The following is a 25,521-nucleotide window of genomic DNA, read 5'->3' as shown; positions in this document are numbered from 1 at the left end:
ATCAGTCGGCCAACTCCAAAATTCTCGCTACCAGCTGCGAGAAGCTTAAACCAGACTGGCGCGCTGCCATCGGCACCAGGCTATGACTGGTCATGCCCGGCGAGGTATTCACCTCAAGCAGATAGAAGCTGCCATCGCTATCCTGCATTACATCCACGCGGCCCCACCCGCTGCAGTCCAGCCCACAGTAGGCACGTAAGGCCAATGCGGCCATTTCGGCCTCTTGTTCCGCGCTCAGGCCACTTGGACAGAAATACTGGGTATCGTCCGAAATGTACTTGGCTTGGTAGTCGTAAAATACGCCTGCCGGCTGAATGCGGATCGAAGGCAGCACCTGGTCGCCCAGCATGGCTACCGTGTATTCCGGGCCGCTCAGCCACTTCTCCACCAGCACGTCGTCGTCATGGCGGAAACCTTCTTCCAACGCCGCTTCAAGCGCATCGCGCTCAGTGACTTTGCTCATGCCGACGCTAGAACCTTCACGGCTCGGCTTGACGATTAACGGCAGGCCCAGAGCTACCACGCGGGCAATCAGCGCCGCTTTCTCTGCACCGGCATACTGCTTGCGGTTCAGCGCTACATAAGGTGCCACCGGCAAACCCATCGACTGCCACACCATTTTGGTACGCCATTTGTCCATGGTCAGCGCCGAAGCCATCACGCCGCTACCGGTATAAGGCAGCTCGAGGAACTCCAGCATCCCTTGCAGGGTGCCGTCTTCGCCACCGCGACCGTGCAATGCGATAAAGACTTTGGTAAACCCGTGTTCTTTCAGTTGGGTCACCGGGAAATCACGGATATCAATGCCGTGGGCATCGATGCCAGCTTCACGCAACCCGGCCAGCACGGCGGCGCCGGATTGCAATGACACTTCACGTTCAGCAGAGGTGCCACCCAGCAGTACGGCAACTTTATCGGCCATGGTGTTCCTCCTCTTTTTTCTGTGGCTGCAGCTTTAGTTCAGCCAGTTTGCGGGCAACTTTACCCACGTTACCGGCACCTTGCACCAGCACCAAATCGTCGGCCTGCAGCAACTGCGCCAGGGTTTCCGGCACGGTATCCGCATCGGAAACCAAAATCGGATCCAGCTTGCCGCGGCTGCGGATGGTGCGGCACAGCGAGCGGCTGTCCGCCCCTGGGATCGCCGTTTCACCTGCGGAATACACGTCCAACATCAGCAGCACGTCCACCTGCGACAGCACGTTGGCGAAGTCGTCATACAGATCGCGCGTACGGGTGTAACGGTGCGGCTGAAAAATCATCACCAGACGCTTGTCCGGCCAACCGGCGCGCGCCGCTTTCAGCGTTGCGTCAACCTCGGTCGGATGGTGACCATAGTCGTCGACCAACATCGCGCTGCCACTTTTGCCGTTTACCGGCTCCAACGGAAATTCGCCGAGGGAATCAAAGCGGCGACCTGTACCTTGGAAGCCGGCCAGCGCACGCAGGATATCTGCGTCGTCGATGCCTTCCTCTGTTGCCACTGCCACTGCCGCCGCGGCGTTCAACGCGTTGTGACGGCCCGGTGCGTTCAGGGTTACCGTCATTAACGGTTTGTCCTGACGGCTCAGCGTAAAGTGGCCCTGCGGCCCAACCTGGCGGTAGCTCTCGATGCGTACGTCGGCATCGTCACTGAAACCGTAGGTGGTAATATGGCGGCCCACCCGTGGCAGCAGTTCGCGCACCACCGGGTCATCAACACACATCACTGCACGGCCATAGAACGGCAGGTTGTGCAAAAAGTTGATAAACGTCTGCTTCAGATTTTCAAAGTCGCCTTGGTAGGTTTCCATATGGTCGGCTTCGATATTGGTGACAATCGCCACCATCGGCTGCAAATGCAGGAACGATGCATCGCTCTCATCCGCTTCCGCAATCAGGTAACGGCTGGAACCCAAACGCGCATGGGTACCCGCTGCCTTCACCAGTCCGCCGTTGACAAAGGTCGGGTCCAGACCGGCTTCGGCATAAATGCTCGACACCATCGCCGTGGTGGTGGTTTTGCCGTGCGTACCGGCAACGGCGATACCGTGGCGGAAGCGCATCAGTTCGGCCAGCATCTCTGCGCGACGGATCACCGGGATACGCGCCTCCCGGGCGGCGACAAGCTCCGGGTTGTCGGCGGAAATGGCGGTAGAAACCACCACTACGCTGGCATCCAGCACGTTTTCCGGGCGGTGATGGAAGTAAATCGTCGCCCCGAGCGCGCTCAACTGTTGGGTTACCGGATTCGGTGCCAGATCGGAACCGCTGATTTGATAACCTTCGTTAGCCAACACTTCGGCGATACCACCCATGCCGGCGCCACCGATGCCGACAAAGTGAATGTGCCGGACGCGTCGCATCTCAGGCACGATAGTACGTAGTTTCGCCAGTTGTTGTGTATTCATCACTCTCTCTAATCCGGGTCCGGCATACCGGGCCCCTGTATGACATTCTTTAATTCAGGCCCAGCGTACCGAACCCCTGCAAATTATTTGGCGACCCGCACCAGCTCCGCCGCCACACGCTCGGTAGCATCCGGGATGGCTACAGCGCGCGCCTTTTCAGCCATTGCCAACAGCGTTGGACGATCCCAACTGGCCAGCAGTTCAGCCACCACATCGGCGTTAAACTGCGGCTGTTCGATAATCTTCGCCGCACCGGCTTCCTCCAGCGGACGAGCATTCCAATATTGCTGACGGTCTTTGTGCTGGAATGGCACAAAGATCGCTGGCAGACCTGCTGCTGCGATCTCACTGACGGTCAGAGCACCAGAGCGGCACACCACCACATCAGCCCAGGCGTAGGCGGCAGCCATGTCATCAATAAACTCGGCCACCTTGTGCTGTGTCTGCCCTACCCTCTCGTAGTCGCGCAGCACATTTTCCAGCGCACCTTTACCTACCTGATGCCAGAGCGTTATTTTATCGCCCAATCTCGCCGCGACTTCAGGAACTGTCTGATTCAGTACCCGCGCCCCCTGACTTCCGCCAATCACCAACACACGGAGAGGCCCTTCACGCCCGATCAAACGTTCTGCCGGTAGCGGTAACGCCAGTACATCGGTACGAACCGGATTACCCACCACCGCCGCGTTCGGGAACGCGCCAGGGAATGCCTGCAAAACGGTTTTGGCAATACGCGCCAGCCAACGGTTGGTCAGCCCGGCAATACCGTTTTGTTCGTGCAAAACCACCGGGATACCGCACAACCATGCCGCCAAACCGCCAGGGCCGGAAACATAACCGCCCATGCCCAGCACCACGTCCGGCTGATAGTTGCGCATTATCGCCTTCGCCTGGCGTACCGCGTGCCAGATACGCAACGGGGCGCTCAACTGGGCCTTCAGCCCTTTGCCGCGCAGGCCGGAAATACGGATGAAATCAATCTCGATCCCGTGCTTTGGCACCAGATCGGCTTCCATTCGGTCTGCGGTTCCAAGCCAGCGCACCTGCCAGCCCTGCGCCATCAGATGATGTGCGACCGCCAGTCCCGGGAACACGTGTCCACCGGTACCGCCTGCCATCACCATTAAACGCTTAGGTTTCCCGCTCATCCCTTACCTCTTCACAAACGCCTGGGCTTTAGCCAGACGCGTTTCATAATCAATACGCAATAACAACACGATCGCCGTCGACATAATCAGCAGGCTCGAGCCGCCGTAGCTTATCAATGGAAGCGTCAGACCTTTGGTCGGCAACATACCTGCCGCGGCACCGACGTTAACCAGCGCCTGGAAGCTAAACCACACACCAATTGAGCAGGCCAAAAAGCCGGAAAAACGTTGATCCAGCTCCAGCGCACGGCGGCCAATCGACATGGCACGAAAAGCGACGCAGAATACCATTAACAATGCAAAAACCACACCGATATAGCCCAGTTCTTCTCCTAAAATCGAGAAGATAAAGTCGGTGTGCGCTTCCGGTAAATACTCGAGTTTCTGTACCGAGTTCCCCAACCCCTGTCCCCAGAACTCACCGCGGCCAAAGGCCATCAGCGACTGGGTCAACTGGTAGCCGCTGCCGAACGGATCGGCCCATGGATTCCAGAACGAGGTCACGCGGCGCATACGGTAAGGTTCGGCAATGATCAACAGCACCACCGCGAAAGCACCGGAGCCGATAATCGCCAGGAACTGCCACATTTTGGCACCGGCCAGGAACAGCATCGCCAGCGTAGTAATGAACAGCACGACCACGGTACCGAGGTCAGGCTGGGCCAGCAGCAATACCGCCAGCACCACCATTACACCCATTGGCTTGCAGAACCCCCAAAAGTTGGAGCGCACTTCTTCAACCTTGCGCACCAGATAACTTGCCAGGTAGCAGAACAGCGACAGCTTGGACAGCTCTGCCGGCTGAATACGCAACGGGCCCAGCGCGATCCAGCGCGATGCGCCATTTACCGAGCTGCCGACCACCAATACGATCAACAACATCACAATCGACATCAGCAGCATGACGTTGCTGTAGCGCTGCCAGACTTCCATCGGAATGCGCAGCGTCACCATCGACAGGCCGAACGCCAGGCCGAGGTAAAGCGCATCACGTTTGGCGAACAGGAAAGGATCGTCCGCCAGGCGCTGACCGATCGGCATCGATGCCGAGGTCACCATCACAAAACCGATAATGGCCAACCCAAAGGTCAGCCACAGTAAGGTGCGATCGTACAGCACCATATTGACCGAGTCGTTATCGCGCGATCCCGCGACCCAGTTTTTAAACAGTTCGGTCAGCCCGAAGTTCGGCAAGCGTAGTCTCATCCGCCGAGCTCCTGTGCCAGGCGGGCGAACTCGTCGCCGCGCACTTCAAAATTACGGAACTGATCCAGACTGGCGCATGCCGGTGACAGCAACACCATATCGCCGGACTGCACCCGACCGGCTATCACCTGCATCGCCTGTTCCATGGTCTCTGTCAGGGTTGCGGCCTCCGGTCGCAACTGCGCCAGCTGTTCGCCATCACGGCCAAAACAGTAAAGGCGGACGTTATCGCCCTGCAGATACTGCGCCAGCGGGGAAAAGTCGGCAGACTTGCCGTCGCCGCCCAGCAGCAAATGCAGCGTGCCGTTAACCTGCAAACCATTCAACGCCGCTTCGGTGCTGCCAACGTTGGTGGCTTTGGAATCGTTAATCCAGCGTACGCCGTTATGTTCCCACGCCAGTTGGAAGCGATGCGCCAGGCCGGTAAAAGTGGTGAGCGCTTTCAGGCTGGAGGCGCGCGGGATATTCACCGCATCGGCCAATGCCAACGCCGCCAGCGCATTGGTGTAGTTGTGACGGCCGGTCAGCTTCATCTCGCGGGTATTGAGGATTTTCTCGCCACGAACGCGCAGCCAGGTTTCACCCAGTTGGCGGTTCAAATGGTAGTCGCCCACATCAGCACCGAAGCTGATGCAGCGCTCATCGGCACCGCGAACCGGCATGGTCAGCGCATCATCCGCATTGACTACGCAGACTTCAGCATTTTCATAAACACGCAGTTTGGCTGCACGATACTGCTGCAGGCCAAACGGATAGCGGTCCATGTGATCTTCGGTGACGTTCAAAATGGTCGCCGCGGCCGCATGCAGGCTGAAGGTGGTTTCCAGTTGGAAACTTGATAGCTCCAGCACGTACAGTTGGCACTCCTGACGTAACAAACTCAGCGCAGGCAGGCCGATATTGCCGCCCACGCCCACCGCCCAACCGGCTGCTTTCGCCATCTCCCCCACCAGGGTAGTGACGGTGCTTTTGCCATTAGAGCCGGTGATGGCTACGATCGGTGCCTGTGCTTCGCGGCAGAACAGCTCGACGTCGCCGACAATTTCCACGCCGGCATCCGCTGCGGCGCTTAATGCCGGGGTGGCCAGCGCCATACCCGGGCTGGCAACGATCAAATCAGCCGCCAACAGCCAGTCCTGATTCAAATCGCCCAGATGGCGCTCAACGCTTTCAGGCAGCTTGTCCAGCCCTGACGGTGAGATGCGGGTATCCATAACGCGTGGCGTCACGCCGCGCGCCATAAAGAAATCAACACAGGACAGGCCGGTAAGGCCCAGCCCGATGATGACCACTTTTTTACCCTGATAATCCGCCATAATTACCGCACCTTCAGCGTCGCCAGGCCAATCAGCACCAGCATCAGCGAAATAATCCAGAAGCGCACGATCACGCGCGGCTCTGGCCAGCCCTTCAATTCATAGTGGTGGTGAATCGGTGCCATGCGGAAAATACGTTGTCCGCGCAGCTTGAACGACCCCACCTGCAAAATGACCGACAGCGTTTCAACCACGAACACGCCGCCCATAATCAACAGTAAAAACTCTTGGCGCAGCAGCACCGCGATAGTGCCCAGCGCGCCGCCCAGTGCCAGTGAGCCAACATCGCCCATAAAGACCTGGGCCGGGTAGGTGTTGAACCACAGGAAGCCCAGACCGGCACCCACAATGGCGGTACAGACAATCACCAGTTCACCGGCGTGACGCAGATAAGGAATGTGCAGGTAGTTGGCGAAGTTCATGTTACCGGTCGCCCAGGCCACCAGCGCAAAGCCCGCCGCCACGAACACCGTCGGCATAATCGCCAGGCCATCCAGCCCGTCGGTCAGGTTGACCGCGTTGCTGGTGCCGACAATCACAAAGTACGCCAACAGCACGTATAACAGGCCCAGCTGCGGCATGATGTCCTTAAAGAACGGCACAACCAGCTCGGTGGCTGGCGTGTCTTTTCCTACGGCATACATGGCGAAAGCAACCACCAGCGCAATCACCGACTGCCAGAAATATTTCCAGCGGGCAATCAGCCCCTTGGTGTCTTTGCGAACCACCTTGCGGTAGTCATCAACGAAACCGACGATGCCGTAGCCCACCAGGACAAACAGTACGCACCACACGTAAGGGTTGGACGGATAGGCCCACATCAGCACCGAAACGGTGATGGAGGTCAGGATCATGATGCCGCCCATGGTCGGCGTGCCGCGCTTGCTGAAATGCGACTCTGGACCGTCGTTACGCACCACCTGGCCGAAGGACATCTCCTGCAGGCGTTTAATCACCCGCGGCCCCATCCACAAGGAGAGGAACAGCGCGGTCAGCAGGCTGACAATGGCTCGGAACGTCAGGTAGGAAAAGACGTTGAAGCCGGAATAATATTTGACCAAATGTTCGGCCAGCCAAACTAACATGGTGCTTTCTCCTGTAACGCGCGTACTACCTGCTCCATTGCGGCACTACGTGAACCCTTAATTAACACGGTAATTACCGCATGTTCCGACAGTAATTCCGCCACGCGCGCGATCACTGCTGCCTTATCCTGAAAATGTTCGCCATTACTCGAAGCTTCAATCAGCACCTGGCTTAACGGGCCGACGCCCAATACCTTGTCGACCCCGGCCAACCGGGCGGCTTCACCCACCTGACGGTGACACTCTTCGGCTTCTGCCCCCAACTCAGCCATGTCGCCCACCACCATCACGCGGTAGCCAGGCATTTCCGCCAGTACCTGTGCGGCGGCGGTCATTGAACCGACGTTGGCGTTATAGCTGTCATCCAGCAGCAGTTGATGGTCAGAAAGCGCAATCGGGAACAAACGCCCCGGCACCGCCTGCAATTGCTTGAGACCCTGACGCACGGCCTCCAGCGATGCCCCGGCCGACATGGCCAGCGCCGCAGCGGCCAACGCATTGGCTACGTTATGACGACCCGGCAACGGCAGTGCAATCTCCGCAGTGCCGAACGGACTGTGCAGCCTAAACTGCGTGCCCTTACCATTCACCTGCACATCGCTGGCAAAGAAATCAACGCCTTCCGCCGCCTGCGGCGAGAAGCGCCAGACTATTTTGCCGTCCAGCATGCTCTGCCAGTGCGGCCAGTCGTTGTTGTCGGCGTTGAGGATCGCCACGCCGTCAGCCGGTAAACCGGAAAAAATTTCGCCTTTCGCCTGAGCGACACCGGCCAAAGAGCCAAAGCCTTCCAGGTGGGCGGCCGCCAGGTTATTCACCAGGGCGGTTTGCGGACGGGTTAATGCGGTGGTGTAAGCAATCTCGCCAATATGGTTGGCGCCCAGCTCAATCACGGCAAAGTCATGCTGCGGCTGTAAACGCAACAACGTCAGCGGCACGCCGATATCGTTGTTGAAGTTGCCGGCGGTATACAGCACTTCACCGCATTCACGCAGAATGGCCGCGGCCATTTCCTTCACCGAGGTTTTGCCCGATGAACCGGTTAACGCCACTACGCGAGTTGGAACCTGCTGGCGAACCCAGGCAGCAAACTGTCCCAGCGCCAAACGGGTGTCTTTCACCACCAGTTGCGGAACCTCCACCAATAAGCGCTTACTTACCAGCAGTGCCCCGGCGCCAGCAGCTATCGCATCAACAGCAAAATCGTGAGCGTCGAAACGCTCGCCTTTCAATGCCACAAACAGGCAACCTGCGGTTACCTGACGGGTATCTGTCGTCACCTCAACGATTTGGCAATCGGCGCCGAGCAACTCAGCGTCCAATACATCGGCCAGTGTCCGCAGAGAGACAGGGATCATGCTACTACCCCCAGCAGACGCGCGACGGTGGTGCGATCGGAGTAATCCAGACGGCGATTCCCCACCAGTTGGTAGTCCTCGTGGCCTTTACCTGCCACCAGTACCACGTCTTGTTCTTTAGCTTGCATGATGGCGCTGGTTACCGCTTCCGCACGACCGTGGATCACCAGAGCGCGTCCGGCGTCCAGCAGGCCAGTAAGGATATCGGCGATAATCGCCTGCGGTTCCTCGGTACGAGGGTTATCGTCGGTCACGACCACGCGATCGGCGAACTGTTCAGCGATACCGCCCATCAACGGACGTTTGCCTTTATCACGATCGCCGCCGCAGCCAAACACGCACCACAACTGCCCCACGCAGTGCAGACGCGCGGCTTCCAATGCTTTTTCCAGCGCGTCCGGGGTGTGGGCGTAATCGACCACTACCGTCGGTTTACCCGGCGCGTTGAACACTTCCATGCGGCCACAGACCGGCTGCAGCTGATTGCCGGTGGCAACCAATTTAGCCAGCGGATAACCCAACGACAGCAGCGTCGCCAGTGCCAGCAGCAGATTGCTGACGTTGAACGCCCCCATCAGACGGCTTTCAATCTCGCCGTCGCCCCAACTTGAGCTGAAGTGGATAGTGGCGCCGTTATCGTGATAGTTGACCGCGGTAGTCTTCAGCCAGCGACCATGGCAGCCTGGTTGCAGGTTATCCTGCATGGTGACGGCCACCGCATCCGGCAATTTGCTTAACCAGCGCTGACCGACTTCGTCATCGGCATTGATAATCGCCTGGCCCACTTCGTGACCGGCGAACAGCGACCACTTGGCCGCTTCGTAATTGGCCATGTCACCGTGGTAATCAAGATGGTCGCGGCTCAGATTGGTAAACACGGCAGCGGCAAACGGCAACGCCGCCACACGGTGTTGCACCAGGCCGTGGGAAGAGACTTCCATCGCGGCAAGGGTCGCGCCCTGATCAACCAGTTCGTTTAGCACGTGCTGAATATCTACCGCAGAACCGGTGGTATTCTCGGTTGGGCATACCTGACCCAGCAGACCGTTGCCCACGGTGCCCATCACTGCGCTGGTTTCACCGAGCAGTTGGCCCCATTGTGCCAGCAATTGAGTGGTGGTGGTCTTGCCGTTGGTTCCGGTGACGCCGACCAGACGCAGACGCTCTGACGGCTCCTGGTAAAAACGACCGGCCAGCGCGGAAAGACGCTGATTGAGCTGGCTCAGATAAATCACCGGCACGCCGTGCATTTCAGTAATAGCGCCGTCTTCAGCCTGACCTTCAGCTTCGGCAATCACAGCGGCAACGCCCTGCGCGATAGCCTGCGGAATATAGCGACGTCCATCTGCCTGATGGCCAACAACGGCGACAAACAGATCCCCGGCAGCCGCAATACGGCTGTCTAATGTCATTTCCCGCAGCGCGCACCCGGGTGCCGTTGGCACCCACGGAGCGAGTAAGTCGCGCAAATTACGATCGGCCACCTGAACCCTCTTTTCTGTTAATTACAAAATCGCTTTTCTCACCGGTAGGTAACGCGTCCGGTTCGACGTTCATGGTGCGCAACACGCCGCCCATGATGGCGCCAAATACCGGTGCGGAGATCGCACCACCGTAGTATTTCCCACCCTGCGGGTCATTGATGACCACCACCAGAGCAAAACGGGGATTACTTGCCGGCGCAACGCCGGCGGTATAAGCGATGTATCTATTGACGTATTTGCCGTCCGGCCCCACCTTTTTGGCAGTACCGGTTTTGATGGCAATTCGGTAGCCCTTGATCGCGGCTTTCACCCCACCGCCGCCCGGTAGGGCAACGCTTTCCATCATGTGCACCACGGTGCGCACCAGAGGTTCAGGGAACACGCGCTCACCGGCAACCGGTGGGTCAACCTTGGTAATCGACAGCGGACGATAAACGCCCAGGCTGCCGATCGTGGCGTAGACTCGCGCTAACTGTAACGGGGTTACCATTAGCCCATAGCCGAAAGAGAAGGTGGCCCTCTCTATGTCAGACCACCGTTGTTTTTTTGGGTATATGCCACTGCTTTCTCCGACCAACCCCAAATTGGTCGCTTTTCCCAATCCAAAACGAGAGTAAGTATCTACTAACGCTGAGGACGGCATCGATAACGCCAGTCGTGAAACACCGACGTTACTCGACTTCTGCAAGACCCCGGTCAGGGAGAGTTCCGCATAACGCGCAACGTCCCTGATTTCCTTGCCGTTGATACGGTAAGGGACGGTATTGAGCACGCTGTTTTCTTTCACAATGCCGTGCTGTAATGCCGTCATGACCACCATAGGTTTTACGGTGGAGCCGGGTTCAAAAATATCGGTGATAGCACGGTTACGCATGGTTTCTTTCGGCGTACCGGCCATATTGTTCGGGTTGTAAGACGGGCTGTTGGCCATCGCCAACACTTCCCCGGTGTTCACGTCCACCAGTACCGCAGTACCGGATTCAGCCTTGTTGAACGCCACGGCGTTGTTCAGCTCACGATAAACCAGCGCCTGCAGACGTTCGTCGACGCTCAGCACCAGGTTATGCGCCGCCTGGCTGTCGACCGAAGAGATGTCCTCGATCACCCTGCCAAAACGGTCTTTACGTACGGTTCTTTCGCCCGGTTGCCCGGTCAGCCAGCGGTCGAAGCTCTTCTCTACGCCTTCAATCCCCTGACCGTCGATGTTGGTCACGCCGATGATATGCGAGGTCACCTGGCCGGATGGATAGTAACGGCGAGACTCCTGACGCAGGTAAATCCCCGGCAGTTTCAGCTTGTGGATATAGTCGCCAATCGCCGGGTTCACCTGGCGCGCCAGGTAGACAAAGCGCCCTTTTGGGTTGGCGTTAATGCGAGTGGAAAGCTGATCCAGCGGGATATTCAGCGCATCAGACAGCGCCTTCCAGCGGCTGTCCAGCGTTATGCCGCCGCGCTCATTGAGCTCTTTCGGATCGGCCCAAATGGCGTTCACCGGCACACTCACCGCCAGCGGCCGCCCTGAGCGATCGCTGATCATGCCGCGCGAAGTGGGCACTTCCTGCACGCGCAGTGAACGCATGTCGCCTTCTTTCACCAGGCGGTCCGGATTAATCACCTGCAGATAAGCCACACGCAGCATCAACCCAACCAACGCCAGCAAAATACAGCCGCACAGCAACGCAAAACGCCAGCTTACAAAGCTGGCCTGATCTTCCTGGCGTTTCAACTTACCGGGCCGTGCTGCTTTCATGCGTTCCCTTTCTACTCCGTGTAGTGATTTCAGTTAAATCATTCATTGTTTAACGATGATATTTTCCTGCGATGGATCAACATGTTGCATCTGCAGTTTTTCAGTAGCAATGCGCTCTACCCGACTGTGGTCCCCAAGAGCATTCTCTTCCAGAATCAGGTTACGCCACTCAATGTCCAGAGCATCTCGCTCTAAAACCAGCTGCTCGCGCTCGGCGGTGAGCAAACGGGTGCGGTGCGCGGTAGTCACCACAAACACCGCTGACACCAACGAGGCAATCAGTAAAATCAACGGGATCTTGGCGTTACGCAGCAGATCGCCGCCAATCACCCCGACCAGGCCATGACGCTCGTTACCAATCACGCGGACATCCTCTCGGCAATACGCAGCACCGAGCTACGTGCGCGCGGGTTTTCCGCCACTTCAGCATCCCCAGGCATCATCTTGCCCAGCGCTTTCAGCGTGCGACCGCCCATACTGCGCAATTGCGCTTCGGTCAGCGGAATACCGGCCGGCACCTGAGCACCACGGCTGTGGTGGCGCATAAAGCGTTTAACGATACGGTCTTCCAGCGAGTGGAAACTGATCACCGACAGGCGCCCCTGCGGAGCCAGCACTTCCAGCGCGCCGTCCAGCGCACGTTCGATCTCTTCCAACTCACTGTTGATGTAGATGCGGATCGCCTGGAAACTGCGGGTTGCCGGGTGCTTGTGCTTGTCCCGGAACGGGCTGGCGTTGGCGATCAAATCGGCCAGCTGTTTGGTGCGAGTCATCGGGTCGACCTGATTTCTTTCCACGATGGCGCGAGCGATACGCTTGGCAAAACGCTCTTCACCAAAGGTTTTCAGCACCCAGGCAATGTCGTCGGCTTCCGCTTTCATTAGCCACTCGGAGGCGGACTGACCGCTTGAGGAGTCCATACGCATATCCAGCGGCCCATCACGCATGAAGGAGAAACCGCGCTCTGCGTCATCCAACTGCGGCGACGAAACGCCCAGATCGAGTAAAATGCCGTCAATCTGCCCCACAAGTTCGCGTTCCCGCACATAGTGTGACAAATCAGAAAAAGGGCCGTGTACGATGCTAAAACGAGGATCTTCAATAGACTTGGCGGCTGCAATCGCCTGTGGGTCGCGGTCAATTGCCAGCAAACGCCCTTCCGGCCCCAACTGGGACAGAATCAGACGCGAATGGCCACCGCGGCCAAAAGTACCGTCGATATATGTGCCGTTACTGCGAATATTAAGGCCGTTAACTGCCTCATCCAACAGTACGGTGGTGTGTTTATAATTTTCCAACATGCTTATAGCGACAAGTCCTGTAGCCGCTCAGACAACGGTTCCTGAGTCGACTGCTCTGCGTCAATATCATCCTTGACTTGTTGATACCAGGTCTGTTCATCCCACAGTTCAAACTTGTTGAACTGCCCGACCAGCATCACTTCTTTGGTAAGCCCGGCGTGTTGGCGTAGCGTTGTCGCTAACAGCAACCGACCGGCGCTATCCATCTGACACTCACTGGCATGTCCCAACAGCAAACGCTGAACGCGGCGCTCGGCGGGATTCATACTCGACAGACGGGATAACTTTTGCTCAATAATTTCCCATTCGGGCAGTGGGTAAAGCAGTAGGCAGGGCTGATGGAGGTCAATGGTACAAACCATTTGGCCTAGAGATTGCTCGTTCAGCAATTCCCGGTAACGGGTAGGTACGGCAAGCCGCCCTTTGCTGTCGAGATTAACCATCGTTGCTCCACGGAACATGCCTGAGCTACCCCTCCACGACCGTTTTCACCACTTTACCCCACAAATTCCCACATAATGGAGTTTACGGAGGGTATGAAAACCTTGTCAAGCCAGAGCGCCAGCGCTTTGGCAATATTTCTTCGGCCATTTTGGGATCTGGCTCGCGAAAGGAACGCTATTTATTAGATGATTAAAAATTAACACCATGATAAACGGGGAGAAATTTCTAAGCGGAAAGAGCGTGATTAAAAACCTGACAAATTGGCGATTAATTAACTCAATACTTCCTTCTGCAATCGATGTCTCATTTTTTAGCTCGGCAATCACATCCCTGTAACCCGGTGCGACCCGCACCGGACAAGGCTCGGCGCAAACTCGCCCTAAAGCCGAACCAGGGCTTAAGCCATTGAGTTAATAACACTCAACGGTTATTAGGCTACAGGCCGGCCGCTATTTTACTTCAATTAAAGCCTCGGTGATAAGTTCACTGAAAAAATAAATGGCTCGGATATTACGAAGGGAGCTAATTTCGATTTAAATCAATTTATTGAGATTATTCTCAAAACACCTGTTTACAATTATGGTTTCATTTCCTTACATCATTTATTCCCACAATTTTTACTGTGAAAAATCGCCCCCTCGCAAAAAATAATGCAACTCATTGTTTTTAATTGAATAGTTTGAAATCATCCACTTTTAATCCCTTCGCGCCATATTCCTCAGCCAGAGCTCAGCACAAAAACCACGCAACGCCTTTAAATAAAAATATTAAGCTACTTATCCAATTAAAGTCAGAATCGTAAACTACAAGAAGAAGAAAAAATCAAAATTAACAACCAAAAAACAAAAAATAAACAAAACATTAACAAAAAATCATGGAGATTGCATCATGCTTTCGCCTGTTGCTCACTTGCGCAGCGCCGCTGCCGATACTTTTGCACTGGTGGTGTACTGCTTCATCGCCGGCATGGCGATAGAAATGCTGGTGTCCGGTATGAACTTTCAACAATCACTCTCATCCCGTTTGCTGTCGATCCCGGTAAATATCCTGATCGCCTGGCCTTATGGGCGCTATCGCGATCTGTTTCTCCGTGTCGCCAGGCGCTTCCATCGCCAACCCTTTTTACTGCGTAACCTGGCCGATCTGTTGGCCTATGTCAGTTTCCAATCACCGGTCTATGCCGCCATCTTGTGGAGCGTCGGTGCCGATGGGCAACAAATCATCACGGCGGTGATCAGCAACGCCGTGGTATCAATGGGAATGGGCGTGGTGTATGGCTATTTTCTCGAATACTGCAGAAAGTTGTTCAGGGTGACGGGCTACGTGTGAAGCAGGAGCGCAACGGGGCGCTCCTGTTTGGGTTTACTTCCGGCTAAGGCTGCCGCGGCGGAACAAATTACGGCGGATACGCGTCAGACCCGGTTTGGGTTTACGCGGCTCATCCAGGCTGGCCAGTACCAGTTCAAGTACCCGCTCAGCCACGTCACGGTGGCGCTGAGCGACCGCCAGAACCGGACACTCGAGGAAGTCCAGCAGCTCGTGATCGCCGAAGGTGGCGATCGCCAGGTCGGTCGGCAAACGGCCACGTTGCTTCAGCGTCACATCCATCACACCTTGCAGTAAAGAGAATGAGGTAGTGAACAACGCCTGGGGCATCGGATGGGTTTTCAGCCATTCGGCAAACAGCACGCCGGCCGCCTCACGCTCATAGCTGTTGGCATACAGATAGTCGACAGGTCGTTCGTCATCCTGCCAGGCTTCGCGGAAGCCCTGCTCACGCAGGAAGCTGACGGAAAGCTCCGGCAATGCTCCCAGATACAGTACCGACTCCGCCGGGAAGGTGCGAAGTTCTTGCGCCAGTGCGAAGGAATCCTCTTGGTCGGCCCCTACCACGCTGATGAAATGCTCGCGATCCAGCGCCCGATCCAGTGCGATAATTGGCAGCGGATCATTGGCCCAGCGCTGATAGAACGGATGCTCCGGCGGCAAGGCGGTAGAAACGATTAACGCGTCGACCTGGCGTTGCAGCAGATGCTCAATACAGCGCATTTCGTTATCCGGCTGATCTTCCGAACAGGCAATCAACAGTTGATAACCACGCTGACGGGCCTGACGCTCCAGATAATTGGCGATGCGGGTGTAGCTGGTGTTTTCCAGATCCGGTATCACCAGACCGATTGAACGAGTTCGCCCTGCGCGCAGCCCTGCCGCGACGGCATTCGGGTGATAGTTGTGCTCCCTGACCACGGCCATCACTTTTTCGACGGTTTTATCGCTGACACGATACTGCTTCGCCTTGCCGTTGATGACATAACTGGCCGTGGTGCGCGAAACGCCTGCGAGACGGGCGATTTCATCCAGTTTCACGTTAACCCCTTAATGACGCTGAAAATAGAAGTGAAAATCATGCTCGGATTAACCATCGCATCCTGTGCGGTTATTCAATCCAGCCTCTGCGATCTAACCGCAGAAAACACTACCTAGCAACCGCTTTTGCCGAAAGGTGCCAGCAAACGGGCAAAAAACCCCGAAAAACAAAGGGCGCAGCCTAGCCGCGCCCTGAAACTGTTGACAAAATTCATTGCGATTAACAGTTCTGATCTGAGTACAAATAAAAGCAAAGGATTATATCTTCTGATTTTCCCCAAACACCCGAAAACCGCGTTTTTCGGGTGTTTGTCATCAATCTAAGGGTGCAGCCTAGCCGCGCCCTTAGATTATGCCAATATCACGCCTCAGCGCATGATTTTATCGCCGCGCGACACGCCGACCACACCGGAACGTGCCACTTCAACAATTTCGGCCACTTCACGCACCGCGCTCAGGAACGCATCCAGCTTGTCGCTGGTGCCCGCCAGCTGAACGGTGTACAGCGTGGCCGTGACGTCAACAATTTGACCGCGGAAAATGTCGGCGCAGCGTTTCACCTCTTCCCTGCCATAACCGCTGGCCTGCAGCTTCACCAGCATGATTTCACGCTCAACGTGAGCACCCTGGACCAGTTCACTAACGCGCAGCACGTCCACCAGCTTGTGCAGCTGTTTTTCGATCTGCTCCAATACCTTCTCATCGCCGACGGTTTGAATCGTCATACGTGACAGAGTGGGGTCGTCGGTCGGTGCTACCGTCAGGCTTTCAATGTTGTAACCGCGCTGAGAGAACAAACCCACCACACGCGATAACGCACCGGATTCATTTTCCAGCAATACAGATAAAATACGGCGCATGATCAGGTCCTCTCCGTTTTGCTTAACCACATTTCGTCCATGCTTCCACCACGAATCTGCATTGGGTAAACATGTTCGGTTTCATCGACGGTCACGTCGACAAATACCAGGCGCTCTTTCTCGGCCAGCGCCTGAGCCAGTTTGCTTTCCAGTTCATCCGGCGTGCGAATGGCGATGCCCACGTGGCCGTAAGCCTCGGCCAGTTTGACGAAGTCCGGCAAGGAATCCATATAAGACTGGGAGTGACGGCCGGAATAAATCATGTCCTGCCACTGCTTCACCATGCCCAGATAGCGGTTATTAAGATTCACTACGATCACCGGCAGGTTGTATTGCAGCGCGGTGGACAGTTCCTGAATGTTCATCTGGATACTGCCGTCGCCGGTGACACAGACCACGGTTTCGTCAGGTAGCGCCAGCTTCACGCCCAGCGCCGCTGGCAGACCAAAGCCCATGGTGCCCAATCCGCCGGAGTTGATCCAGCGGCGTGGTTTGTCGAACGGGTAATAGAGTGCAGCGAACATCTGGTGCTGACCGACATCGGAGGTGACATAAGCGCCCCCCTTGGTCAACCGATGCAGGGTTTCGATCACTGCCTGCGGCTTAATGGTGCCGCTGTTTTTGTCGTAGCCCAGGCAATCACGCGCACGCCACTGTTCGATAGACTGCCACCAGTCGCGCAACGCATCGTGGTCCTGCGCTTTATCTTCCTGCGCCAGCAGCTCCAACATCTGGGTCAACACCTGTTTGGCGTCACCGACAATCGGAATATCGGCGTCTACCGTCTTGGAAATTGAGGTAGGGTCGATGTCGATGTGCAACACGGTAGCGTTCGGGCAGTATTTGGCCAGGTTGTTGGTGGTGCGATCGTCAAAACGCACGCCGACGGCAAAGATCACGTCAGAATTATGCATGGTTTTGTTGGCTTCATAAGTCCCATGCATGCCGAGCATTCCTACGCTCTGCCGATGCGTGCCGGGGAAGGCGCCTAACCCCATCAGGGTACAGGTGACCGGCAGATTCAGCTTCTCCGCCAGTTCCAGCAGCTCAGCGTCACAGGCCGAGTTGATCGCCCCGCCACCGACGTACATAACAGGCTTTTTAGCCGTCAGAATGGTGTGCAGTGCTCGCTTGATCTGCCCGCGGTGCCCTTGCACCGTCGGGTTATAGGAACGCATGCTCACTTCCTGCGGATAGGCGTAAGGCATTCTCACTGCCGGGCCCACGATGTCTTTCGGCAAGTCGATCACCACCGGTCCAGGGCGGCCGGTTGAGGCCAGATAAAAAGCCTTTTTCAGTATGCCGGGAATATCTTCGGTACGTTTGACCAAGAAGCTGTGTTTCACCACCGGGCGAGAAATCCCGACCATGTCGCACTCCTGGAAGGCATCATAGCCAATCAGCGAGCTGGGAACCTGACCGGAAAGCACCACCATCGGAATGGAGTCCATATAGGCGGTTGCAATACCGGTGATCGCATTGGTCGCTCCAGGGCCAGAAGTCACCAGCACTACCCCCACCTCACCGGTCGCACGCGCATAGCCATCGGCCATATGCACCGCACCTTGCTCATGGCGCACCAATATGTGGTCGATCCCTCCGACCGTATGCAGGGCGTCGTAGATATCGAGTACCGCCCCGCCCGGATAACCGAATACATGCTTAACGCCTTGATCGATCAACGATCGGACGACCATCTCGGCTCCTGACAACATCTCCATGGGTTTGCCTCCAGGCTAACTTATTCTTATCTGGCACCGGAACGTGGCACCTGTTGTGGGGCAATACCCCAAAATTTTTATGGATTGACTATAACCCATTAACATAACGTCAGAAGATAAGGCAGGCAAACGGCAAAATGGCACAACAACAGAAAGGTTACTAGCAACGGGCTGGGGATCGGGGATTTACAAAAACAATGCACTAGCCGCCGGCAAATCGGGCTAGGCATTGTTTCAGTCAGGTGGAGAATTACAGAACTATATCAGGCAAGAATGATGTTGATTTTTTAACCGGATTATCTGCCCCGGCAAAAGAATTAAGTCTTATCCTGGTACATCGAGTCAATCTCACTCTGGTAGCGCTGCAAAATCACCTTACGACGCAGCTTTAGCGTTGGCGTCAGCTCACCCAACTCCATCGAAAAGGCCGCCGGCAGCAGGGTAAACTTCTTCACCTGTTCGAACCGTGCCAACTCTTTTTGCATCTCACGCAGACGGCTTTCGAACATTTCCAGAATATGGCTGTGGCGCAGCAATTCAAGCCGATCCTGGTATTTCAGGTTGATGGATTTGGCATATTCTTCCAGCGATTCAAAACTGGGCACAATCAAAGCGGAGACAAATTTGCGGGCATCCGCGATAATCGCCACCTGTTCGATAAAGCGATCCTGCGCCAGCGTGCCTTCAAGCATCTGCGGCGCAATATACTTGCCGCCGGAGGTTTTCATCAGATCCTTAAGACGCTCGGTGATAAACAGATTTCCCCCTTCATCTATGGCACCGGCGTCACCGGTCTTCAACCAGCCATCTGCAGTAAAGGAGGCGGCGGTTTCCAGCGGCTTATTGAAATAACCGCGCATCACCACCAGGCCACGCACCTGAATTTCATTTTCCTCGCCAATACGCACCTCAACCCCTGGCAGCGGTTTACCAATCGAGCCAAAGCGGAAATTGCTCTCTTCCCAGCAGGAAACGGTGGCGCAGGTCTCGGTCATGCCATAGCCATATTTGATGTTAATGCCCATCGCCTGGAAAAACAGAATGACGTTGTCGTCCAGTTTGGCACCGGCGGCCGGCAAAAAGCGCACCCGCCCACCGAGGATCCCGCGCAGTTTGCTCAGTACCAGTTTGTCGGCCCAGCGGTAGGAAAGATCAAACAGCTTGCCCAGTGGTTTACCGGCGCGTTCCTGTAAAAACTTGCGTTCACCACAGACAATCGCCCAATGGAACAGAGCCCGACGCAACCAGGGGGCTCGCGCAACTTTCTCGTGCACCGCACTGAAGATTTTTTCATAGAAACGCGGTACCGCGCACATCAGCGTCGGACGTACCGCCGTCATGGCTTCACGCACCCAATCGGTATTCGGCAAAAACACGTTTTGCGCGCCGGAATGCATAATGAAGAAGCTCCAGGCACGTTCGAAAACATGCGACATCGGCAGGAAACTGAGAGAGACATCTTCTTCATTTACCGTCAGCCGCTCATCGTGCAGATAAAGCTGTGCCGCTAGGTTACGGTAATCCAGCATTACCCCTTTGGGTTCGCCGGTGGTACCGGAGGTATAGATCAGCGTAAACAGATCCTGCAGGCAGCAATCGGCAATGCGTTGCTGTAACTGCGATTCAAACGCCGCCAGATCTGCTTCGCGCTCAAAAGTACTCAGGTGTTGAGCAATCTCACAACCGCGCAGATCGGCGGCGTCATCAAATACAATAATGTGGAGCAGTTGCGGGCAGACACCGCGCAACGCGATGGCGGCGTCCACTTGAGCCTGCTCGCCAACGAACAGAATGCGGATATCGGCGTCATTAATGATAAAAGCCGCCTGAGCCGGCGTATTGGTGGCATACAGCGGTACGCTGACCCCACGTAACCGCAGCACGGCCAAATCCGCCAACGACCAAGCCATGCAGTTATTGGCAAAGATCGCGATACGTTCCTGCACGTCGGTCCCCAAAGCCAGCAGCGCACTGGCGATACGGTTGATATGCGTATCGACCTGTCGCCAGGTCAGTTGGCTCTCGCCGCTGGGAGACCATTGGCGAAAAGCTGTGCGGTCGGCACGCTGGGAAATTTGGTGCTGTATACGGTGAGTTAAATGGTATTGCAGCAGATTATTGATCATAGCGCCCTGAGCCTGAAATGAATCAAACAGTTAGCGTTGAGCAGGACATCTGGCTCTGCATCTCAGCTTACACGTGCTTACTTTTTTTCGCGCAGTCTACCTACTCCGCGGCGGCGGGAAAAGAGATTTCAGCGTAGAAGTGTGAGCTAAAAATCAGGTTATTTTCACCGCATCCTCCAGTTGGACAGAGGGGCGATGAAAAGGTTTTATTTAGCTCACAAAATGGGTGCTCGACAGGCAGCGAGGTAAACAGATAAAAAAACCAGATGGAATAAATATCTCAGCAGATAATTTTATAATGATATTTTTTAATGAAACTATCGAAATCTTTCGGAAGCGGTTAATTTAGCACAGGTAAGCCAAGATTTATCTTAGAAAAAAACCAAGACAATTCTTAAAAAACGTACGGAAAAATTATTCCCCCAATGGAAAAAATACCACCTCGGGGGTAATAATAGGCTGATTTATTCAGTCAAATCAGACTGGCCAAGCATCACTTTCATCCATTGATGTCCCTTATCCCGTTCAACCGACTCATGCCAGGACAGATAACAGGTCACCTTGTTTTCATTCCAGGGTAAAGGAATAAAACGCAGCTGCAAGGATTCAGCCTGCTGTCGAGCAAGCCAGGCTGGAACAATGGCGATCATGTCAGTACTGGATACTATATTCAGTACGCTGTATAAATCAGTACATTGTTGAGCCACGACTTGTTGCATGGCTTCTTCTATATAGTAGGGTTTACTGAAAGAATAAAAACTCTCGAGTGAAACCACCGCATGTTGCTCCGCCAGGATTTGTTCCGGCGTGATGGACTTTTCTATCCTCGGATGTTTCCTAGAAAGCACCAGCACCAACTCGTCATCAAAAAGCACCATACTTTTAAACTCTGAAGACTCAAAGCTGGCATAGCCAACAACGAACTCAACCTCCTGGTAGCGCAATTGGTTATCGATGTTATTGGTTATATATGACTTTATTTTTAAATGGGTATGAGGCGCAATTTCCCTCATGTGATTGATTATGGTAGCCCCCAAACGCAAATCAAGCGGACTGCAAATGGCGATGGAGAAGACTCGCTCACTGGTAAAGGGTTCAAACTCCGCGCCGGGCAACTCATTTTGCACCAGCTGCAACGCCTGACGAACCGGCCCAAACAGTTGCTTAGCCCGCACTGTGGGCTGGATCCCACGCCCACAGCGGACGAACAACTCGTCATTAAACATCAGCTTTAAACGTGCAACGGCGTTGCTCACTGCCGGCTGCGACATCCCCAAAAAGCTCGCCGCCCGGGTAATGTTCTGCATCTGCATAACGGCATCAAACACGGTGAGCAAATTCAGATCGACACTGCGCAAATGCAGTTCGCTGGTTTCTTTATCGATAACAACTTCTGAATTACATTCCGACATATCCCACTCCACTAAGTCCTGTGTAGATAATTCCCCGCGTGTAATAAAATGACAAGACATCGCCAGATAAATTTCGCACGGTAGAATTAGTTATCTCTTGCTCCATTCATTTAAAACCGAGCTCAAGAATCATCCTATATAAAAACATGGTTAATATTTTTTATAATACATATCAAGTTTATTTTTTCTACCTGCGAGTGATTTCGCACATCATAAAAATAAATCCTGTGCAATAGCCCATCACCACACTATCACTTAGCACGTAATCATTTATATTTAATCGTTAGGCAAAAAACAACCTGCATAATCACACCCTATTTATTAGCACCCCATAGTTTTCCAACAACCGGTCAGCATTATTAATGATTCATAAAATACATAACTTACAACAACACATTGACGCCGAGAATACGAAACCAACACTTTTAGTTTTTGGCTAGCACGCCTTCAGCAGATTTGCATCTTTAATTTTAACCAAATCAACATCAGAAGCAATTGCGGCGTTATATATTCATTTAATTTATGCTAACAGGCTCGCAAATCCTTCCTTACTTTTTATCTGACAATGCCATTTTTTACCGAACTATCCTCTGTTCATAATCCCCGTTAATCTGAAGGTAAAGGAGTACCCTCATTTTCAATCAGGTGTTGACATCACCAAGCCAATAACGTATCAAATTAGGCAACGAAACTATTTTAGAGAGCTGAACCGCCATGAACTCTACTTTCCGTCTACTAGGCCTACTACTCAACGCATCTTGTTTGCGCGGTATGCCGGTGGACGCAGTTCAGAACTGATTCAGCCCACCTCATAACAAACCCGCGCTACTGCGCGGGTTTTTTTTTACCCGCTTAGCGTGAAATAAACACGATAAGGAACCACCCTGATGAGCCAACAAGTCATTATTTTCGATACAACGCTGCGTGATGGTGAACAAGCTCTGCAAGCCAGCCTGAGCGTGAAAGAGAAGATTCAGATCGCGATGGCGCTGGAAAGAATGGGTGTCGACGTCATGGAAGTCGGCTTCCCGGTCTCCTCGCCGGGCGATTTTGAATCTGTGCAAACCATCGCCCGCCAGATTAAAAACAGCCGCGTATGTGGCCTTGCCCGTTGTGTGGATAAAGATATCGACGTCGCAGCCGAAGCGTTGCGCGTAGCCGAAGCCTTCCGTATTCACGTGTTCTTGGCCACCTCAACCCTGCATATTGAATCAAAATTGAAGCGCTCGTTCGACGAAGTGCTGGAGATGGCGATCCGCTCGGTGAAACGCGCCCGTAATTACACCGACGACGTAGAATTCTCTTGTGAAGACGCTGGCCGTACACCAATCGATAACCTGTGCCGCGTGGTAGAAGCCGCCATCAATGCCGGTGCCACCACCATTAACATTCCTGATACCGTGGGTTACACCACGCCGAACCAGTTTGGTGGCATTATCACTACCCTGTATGACCGCGTACCGAATATCGATAAAGCCATTATCTCTGTGCACTGCCACGACGACCTGGGTATGGCGGTCGGCAACTCCATCGCCGCGGTGCAGGCAGGTGCTCGCCAGGTAGAAGGCACCTTGAACGGCATTGGTGAACGCGCAGGCAATACCTCGCTGGAAGAAGTGATCATGGCGATCAAAGTGCGCCAGGACATCATGAACGTGCATACCAACATCAACCATCAGGAAATCTTCCGCACCAGCCAAATCGTCAGCCAGCTGTGCAACATGCCGATCCCGGCCAACAAGGCTATCGTGGGTTCCAATGCCTTCGCCCACTCCTCTGGCATTCATCAGGACGGCGTGCTGAAAAATCGTGAGAACTACGAAATAATGTCGCCACAGACCATCGGTCTGAAAGATGTGCAGTTGAACCTGACCTCTCGTTCCGGCCGCGCTGCGGTGAAACACCGAATGGAAGAGATGGGCTACCAAGAACAAGACTACAACCTGGACAATCTGTACGCCGCCTTCCTGAAACTGGCCGATAAGAAAGGTCAGGTATTCGATTACGATCTGGAAGCTCTGGCTTTCATTAATAAGCAGCAGGAAGAGCCCGAGCATTTCAGCCTGGACTACTTCAGCGTGCAGTCAGGCAGCAGCATCATGGCCACCGCATCGGTGAAACTGATCTGTGGCGAAGAAGAAAAAGCCGAAGCGGCCACTGGCAATGGGCCGGTTGACGCAGTTTATCAGGCCATCAACCGCATTACCGGTTATCCCATCGAACTGGTGAAGTACCAGTTAACCGCCAAAGGCCAGGGCCGTGACGCACTGGGCCAGGTGGATATCGTGGTGTCCTACAACGGCCGCCGCTTCCACGGCGTGGGTCTGGCGACCGACATCGTGGAATCCTCCGCCAAGGCGATGGTGCACGTATTGAACAACATTTGGCGCTCCCAGCAAGTAGAAAAAGCAAAACAGCGCCTGCAGCAAAGCAAACATCAAAATAATCAGGAAACGGTGTGAACATGACGAAGACTTACCACATTGCCGTCTTGCCCGGAGACGGAATCGGCCCGGAAGTAATGGTCCAGGCGCGTAAAGTGTTGAACGCAGTGCGTCAGCGCTTTGATATCCGCATCACCGAAGCAGAGTATGACGTCGGTGGCATCGCCATCGATCGCCATGGCAGCCCGCTGCCCCCGGCCACCCTCGCCGGTTGCGAGCAGGCCGACGCCATCCTGTTCGGCTCGGTCGGTGGCCCGAAGTGGGAACACCTGCCGCCGGCGGAGCAGCCTGAGCGTGGCGCTTTGCTGCCGTTGCGTAAGCACTTCAAATTGTTCAGCAACCTGCGCCCTGCCCGTTTGTATCAGGGGCTGGAAGAGTTCTGTCCACTGCGCGCCGATATCGCCGCCCGCGGTTTCGATATTCTGTGCGTGCGTGAACTGACCGGTGGCATCTACTTTGGCCAGCCGAAAGGCCGCGAAGGCCAGGGCCAGCAGGAACGCGCCTTCGATACCGAGGTGTATCACCGCTTCGAGATCGAGCGTATTGCCCGCATCGCCTTCGAGTCTGCCCGCAAGCGCCGCAACAAAGTGACCTCGATTGATAAAGCCAACGTACTGCAAAGCTCCATTTTGTGGCGCGAAGTGGTTAATCAGGTCGCCCAGGATTACCCGGACGTGTCGCTGTCACATATGTACATCGACAACGCCACCATGCAGTTAATAAAAGATCCGTCCCAGTTCGACGTTCTGCTGTGTTCCAACCTGTTCGGCGACATTCTGTCCGACGAATGCGCGATGATCACCGGCTCGATGGGCATGCTGCCTTCCGCCAGCCTGAACGAACAGGGCTTTGGTCTGTACGAGCCGGCCGGTGGCTCAGCGCCGGATATCGCGGGTAAAGGCATTGCCAACCCGATAGCCCAGATCCTGTCTGCCACCCTGCTGCTGCGTTACAGCCTGGGCGCTACTGAGGCGGCCGACGCCGTTGAGCAAGCCATCAATCAGGCACTGGAACAAGGTTACCGCACCGCCGATCTGGCCGGTGTCGGCCCAGCTATCAGCACCGATGAAATGGGTGACATCATCGCCCGCTTTGTCGCTCAGGGGGCATAA

The 25,521-nt window shown here is 54.9% G+C and carries 20 protein-coding genes; 3 read left to right on the top strand and 17 right to left on the bottom strand.

The window, feature by feature from the left end; translation table 11 throughout:
• Window position 1: 1 nt before the first annotated feature.
• From ACUTSU_RS18335 to mraZ, 12 genes are all read right to left on the bottom strand, one after another.
• A complete protein-coding gene (locus ACUTSU_RS18335; RefSeq protein WP_445651383.1) occupies window positions 2-922 on the bottom strand; it encodes a D-alanine--D-alanine ligase in 921 nt (306 codons plus the stop codon).
• Window positions 912-2,390 (bottom strand): UDP-N-acetylmuramate--L-alanine ligase, encoded by a 1,479-nt coding sequence (gene murC, locus ACUTSU_RS18330; protein ID WP_445651382.1) that lies wholly within the window; start codon window positions 2,388-2,390, stop codon window positions 912-914. Before murC ends, ACUTSU_RS18335 begins: the two co-directional genes overlap by 11 nt.
• A gap of 83 nt (window positions 2,391-2,473) precedes the next feature.
• The gene (gene murG, locus ACUTSU_RS18325) at window positions 2,474-3,538 is read right to left on the bottom strand and encodes an undecaprenyldiphospho-muramoylpentapeptide beta-N-acetylglucosaminyltransferase (RefSeq protein WP_445651381.1); all 1,065 of its coding nucleotides are present in this window, start codon (window positions 3,536-3,538) and stop codon (window positions 2,474-2,476) included.
• A gap of 3 nt (window positions 3,539-3,541) precedes the next feature.
• Window positions 3,542-4,744 carry a cell division protein FtsW gene (gene ftsW, locus ACUTSU_RS18320; RefSeq protein ID WP_037426050.1) on the bottom strand — a complete coding sequence of 401 codons (1,203 nt, stop codon included), beginning with the start codon at window positions 4,742-4,744 and terminating at the stop codon, window positions 3,542-3,544.
• A complete protein-coding gene (gene murD / locus ACUTSU_RS18315) occupies window positions 4,741-6,060 on the bottom strand; it encodes a UDP-N-acetylmuramoyl-L-alanine--D-glutamate ligase (protein WP_445654541.1) in 1,320 nt (439 codons plus the stop codon). Before murD ends, ftsW begins: the two co-directional genes overlap by 4 nt.
• A 2-nt stretch (window positions 6,061-6,062) precedes the next feature.
• On the bottom strand, window positions 6,063-7,145 hold the full coding sequence (gene mraY, locus ACUTSU_RS18310) for a phospho-N-acetylmuramoyl-pentapeptide-transferase (RefSeq protein ID WP_012005208.1): 1,083 nt from the start codon (window positions 7,143-7,145) through the stop codon (window positions 6,063-6,065).
• Window positions 7,139-8,500: a UDP-N-acetylmuramoyl-tripeptide--D-alanyl-D-alanine ligase gene (gene murF / locus ACUTSU_RS18305; RefSeq protein WP_445651379.1), complete on the bottom strand. Its 1,362-nt coding sequence runs from the start codon at window positions 8,498-8,500 to the stop codon at window positions 7,139-7,141. The genes mraY and murF overlap by 7 nt, the downstream gene beginning before the upstream one ends.
• Complete coding sequence (murE, locus tag ACUTSU_RS18300; protein ID WP_445654540.1) at window positions 8,497-9,984, bottom strand: UDP-N-acetylmuramoyl-L-alanyl-D-glutamate--2,6-diaminopimelate ligase; 1,488 nt, start codon at window positions 9,982-9,984, stop codon at window positions 8,497-8,499. Before murE ends, murF begins: the two co-directional genes overlap by 4 nt.
• Window positions 9,971-11,734, bottom strand: coding sequence for a peptidoglycan glycosyltransferase FtsI (locus ACUTSU_RS18295; protein ID WP_445651377.1), 1,764 nt, complete (start codon window positions 11,732-11,734; stop codon window positions 9,971-9,973). The genes murE and ACUTSU_RS18295 overlap by 14 nt, the downstream gene beginning before the upstream one ends.
• Before the next feature lie 42 nt (window positions 11,735-11,776).
• A complete protein-coding gene (gene ftsL / locus ACUTSU_RS18290; protein ID WP_012005204.1) occupies window positions 11,777-12,097 on the bottom strand; it encodes a cell division protein FtsL in 321 nt (106 codons plus the stop codon).
• Window positions 12,094-13,035, bottom strand: coding sequence for a 16S rRNA (cytosine(1402)-N(4))-methyltransferase RsmH (gene rsmH / locus ACUTSU_RS18285; protein ID WP_445651376.1), 942 nt, complete (start codon window positions 13,033-13,035; stop codon window positions 12,094-12,096). The genes ftsL and rsmH overlap by 4 nt, the downstream gene beginning before the upstream one ends.
• Before the next feature lie 2 nt (window positions 13,036-13,037).
• Window positions 13,038-13,496 carry a division/cell wall cluster transcriptional repressor MraZ gene (gene mraZ / locus ACUTSU_RS18280; RefSeq protein ID WP_135315101.1) on the bottom strand — a complete coding sequence of 153 codons (459 nt, stop codon included), beginning with the start codon at window positions 13,494-13,496 and terminating at the stop codon, window positions 13,038-13,040.
• An 871-nt stretch (window positions 13,497-14,367) separates the two neighbouring features.
• Between mraZ and ACUTSU_RS18275 the strand changes: the two genes are divergently transcribed.
• Window positions 14,368-14,808, top strand: coding sequence for an L-alanine exporter AlaE (locus tag ACUTSU_RS18275; RefSeq protein ID WP_445654539.1), 441 nt, complete (start codon window positions 14,368-14,370; stop codon window positions 14,806-14,808).
• 33 nt (window positions 14,809-14,841) lie between these two features.
• Here the strand turns inward: ACUTSU_RS18275 and cra are convergent, their stop codons facing one another.
• The 5 genes from cra to leuO form a co-directional block, all read right to left on the bottom strand.
• Window positions 14,842-15,846, bottom strand: coding sequence for a catabolite repressor/activator (gene cra / locus ACUTSU_RS18270; protein WP_012005200.1), 1,005 nt, complete (start codon window positions 15,844-15,846; stop codon window positions 14,842-14,844).
• 368 nt (window positions 15,847-16,214) lie between these two features.
• Entirely contained in the window at window positions 16,215-16,706 is a 492-nt protein-coding gene (ilvN, locus tag ACUTSU_RS18265; protein ID WP_004932806.1) for an acetolactate synthase small subunit, read from the bottom strand.
• A 2-nt stretch (window positions 16,707-16,708) separates the two neighbouring features.
• Window positions 16,709-18,427, bottom strand: a complete 1,719-nt coding sequence (ilvI, locus tag ACUTSU_RS18260) for an acetolactate synthase 3 large subunit (protein ID WP_445651374.1) — start codon at window positions 18,425-18,427, stop codon at window positions 16,709-16,711.
• 317 nt (window positions 18,428-18,744) lie between these two features.
• Window positions 18,745-20,553, bottom strand: coding sequence for an AMP-dependent synthetase/ligase (locus tag ACUTSU_RS18255; protein WP_445654538.1), 1,809 nt, complete (start codon window positions 20,551-20,553; stop codon window positions 18,745-18,747).
• A 464-nt stretch (window positions 20,554-21,017) separates the two neighbouring features.
• Window positions 21,018-21,965: a transcriptional regulator LeuO gene (leuO, locus tag ACUTSU_RS18250; protein WP_445654537.1), complete on the bottom strand. Its 948-nt coding sequence runs from the start codon at window positions 21,963-21,965 to the stop codon at window positions 21,018-21,020.
• Between the two features lie 887 nt (window positions 21,966-22,852).
• On the opposite strand from leuO, the gene leuA reads away from it, so the two are divergent.
• On the top strand, window positions 22,853-24,427 hold the full coding sequence (gene leuA, locus ACUTSU_RS18245; RefSeq protein WP_445651371.1) for a 2-isopropylmalate synthase: 1,575 nt from the start codon (window positions 22,853-22,855) through the stop codon (window positions 24,425-24,427).
• A 2-nt stretch (window positions 24,428-24,429) separates the two neighbouring features.
• Window positions 24,430-25,521, top strand: coding sequence for a 3-isopropylmalate dehydrogenase (leuB, locus tag ACUTSU_RS18240; RefSeq protein WP_445651370.1), 1,092 nt, complete (start codon window positions 24,430-24,432; stop codon window positions 25,519-25,521).

Source organism: Serratia sp. NA_13 (assembly GCF_052691735.1).
Note: the sequence above shows the minus strand (reverse complement) of the source record. Positions and strands in the feature narration are given on the sequence as shown.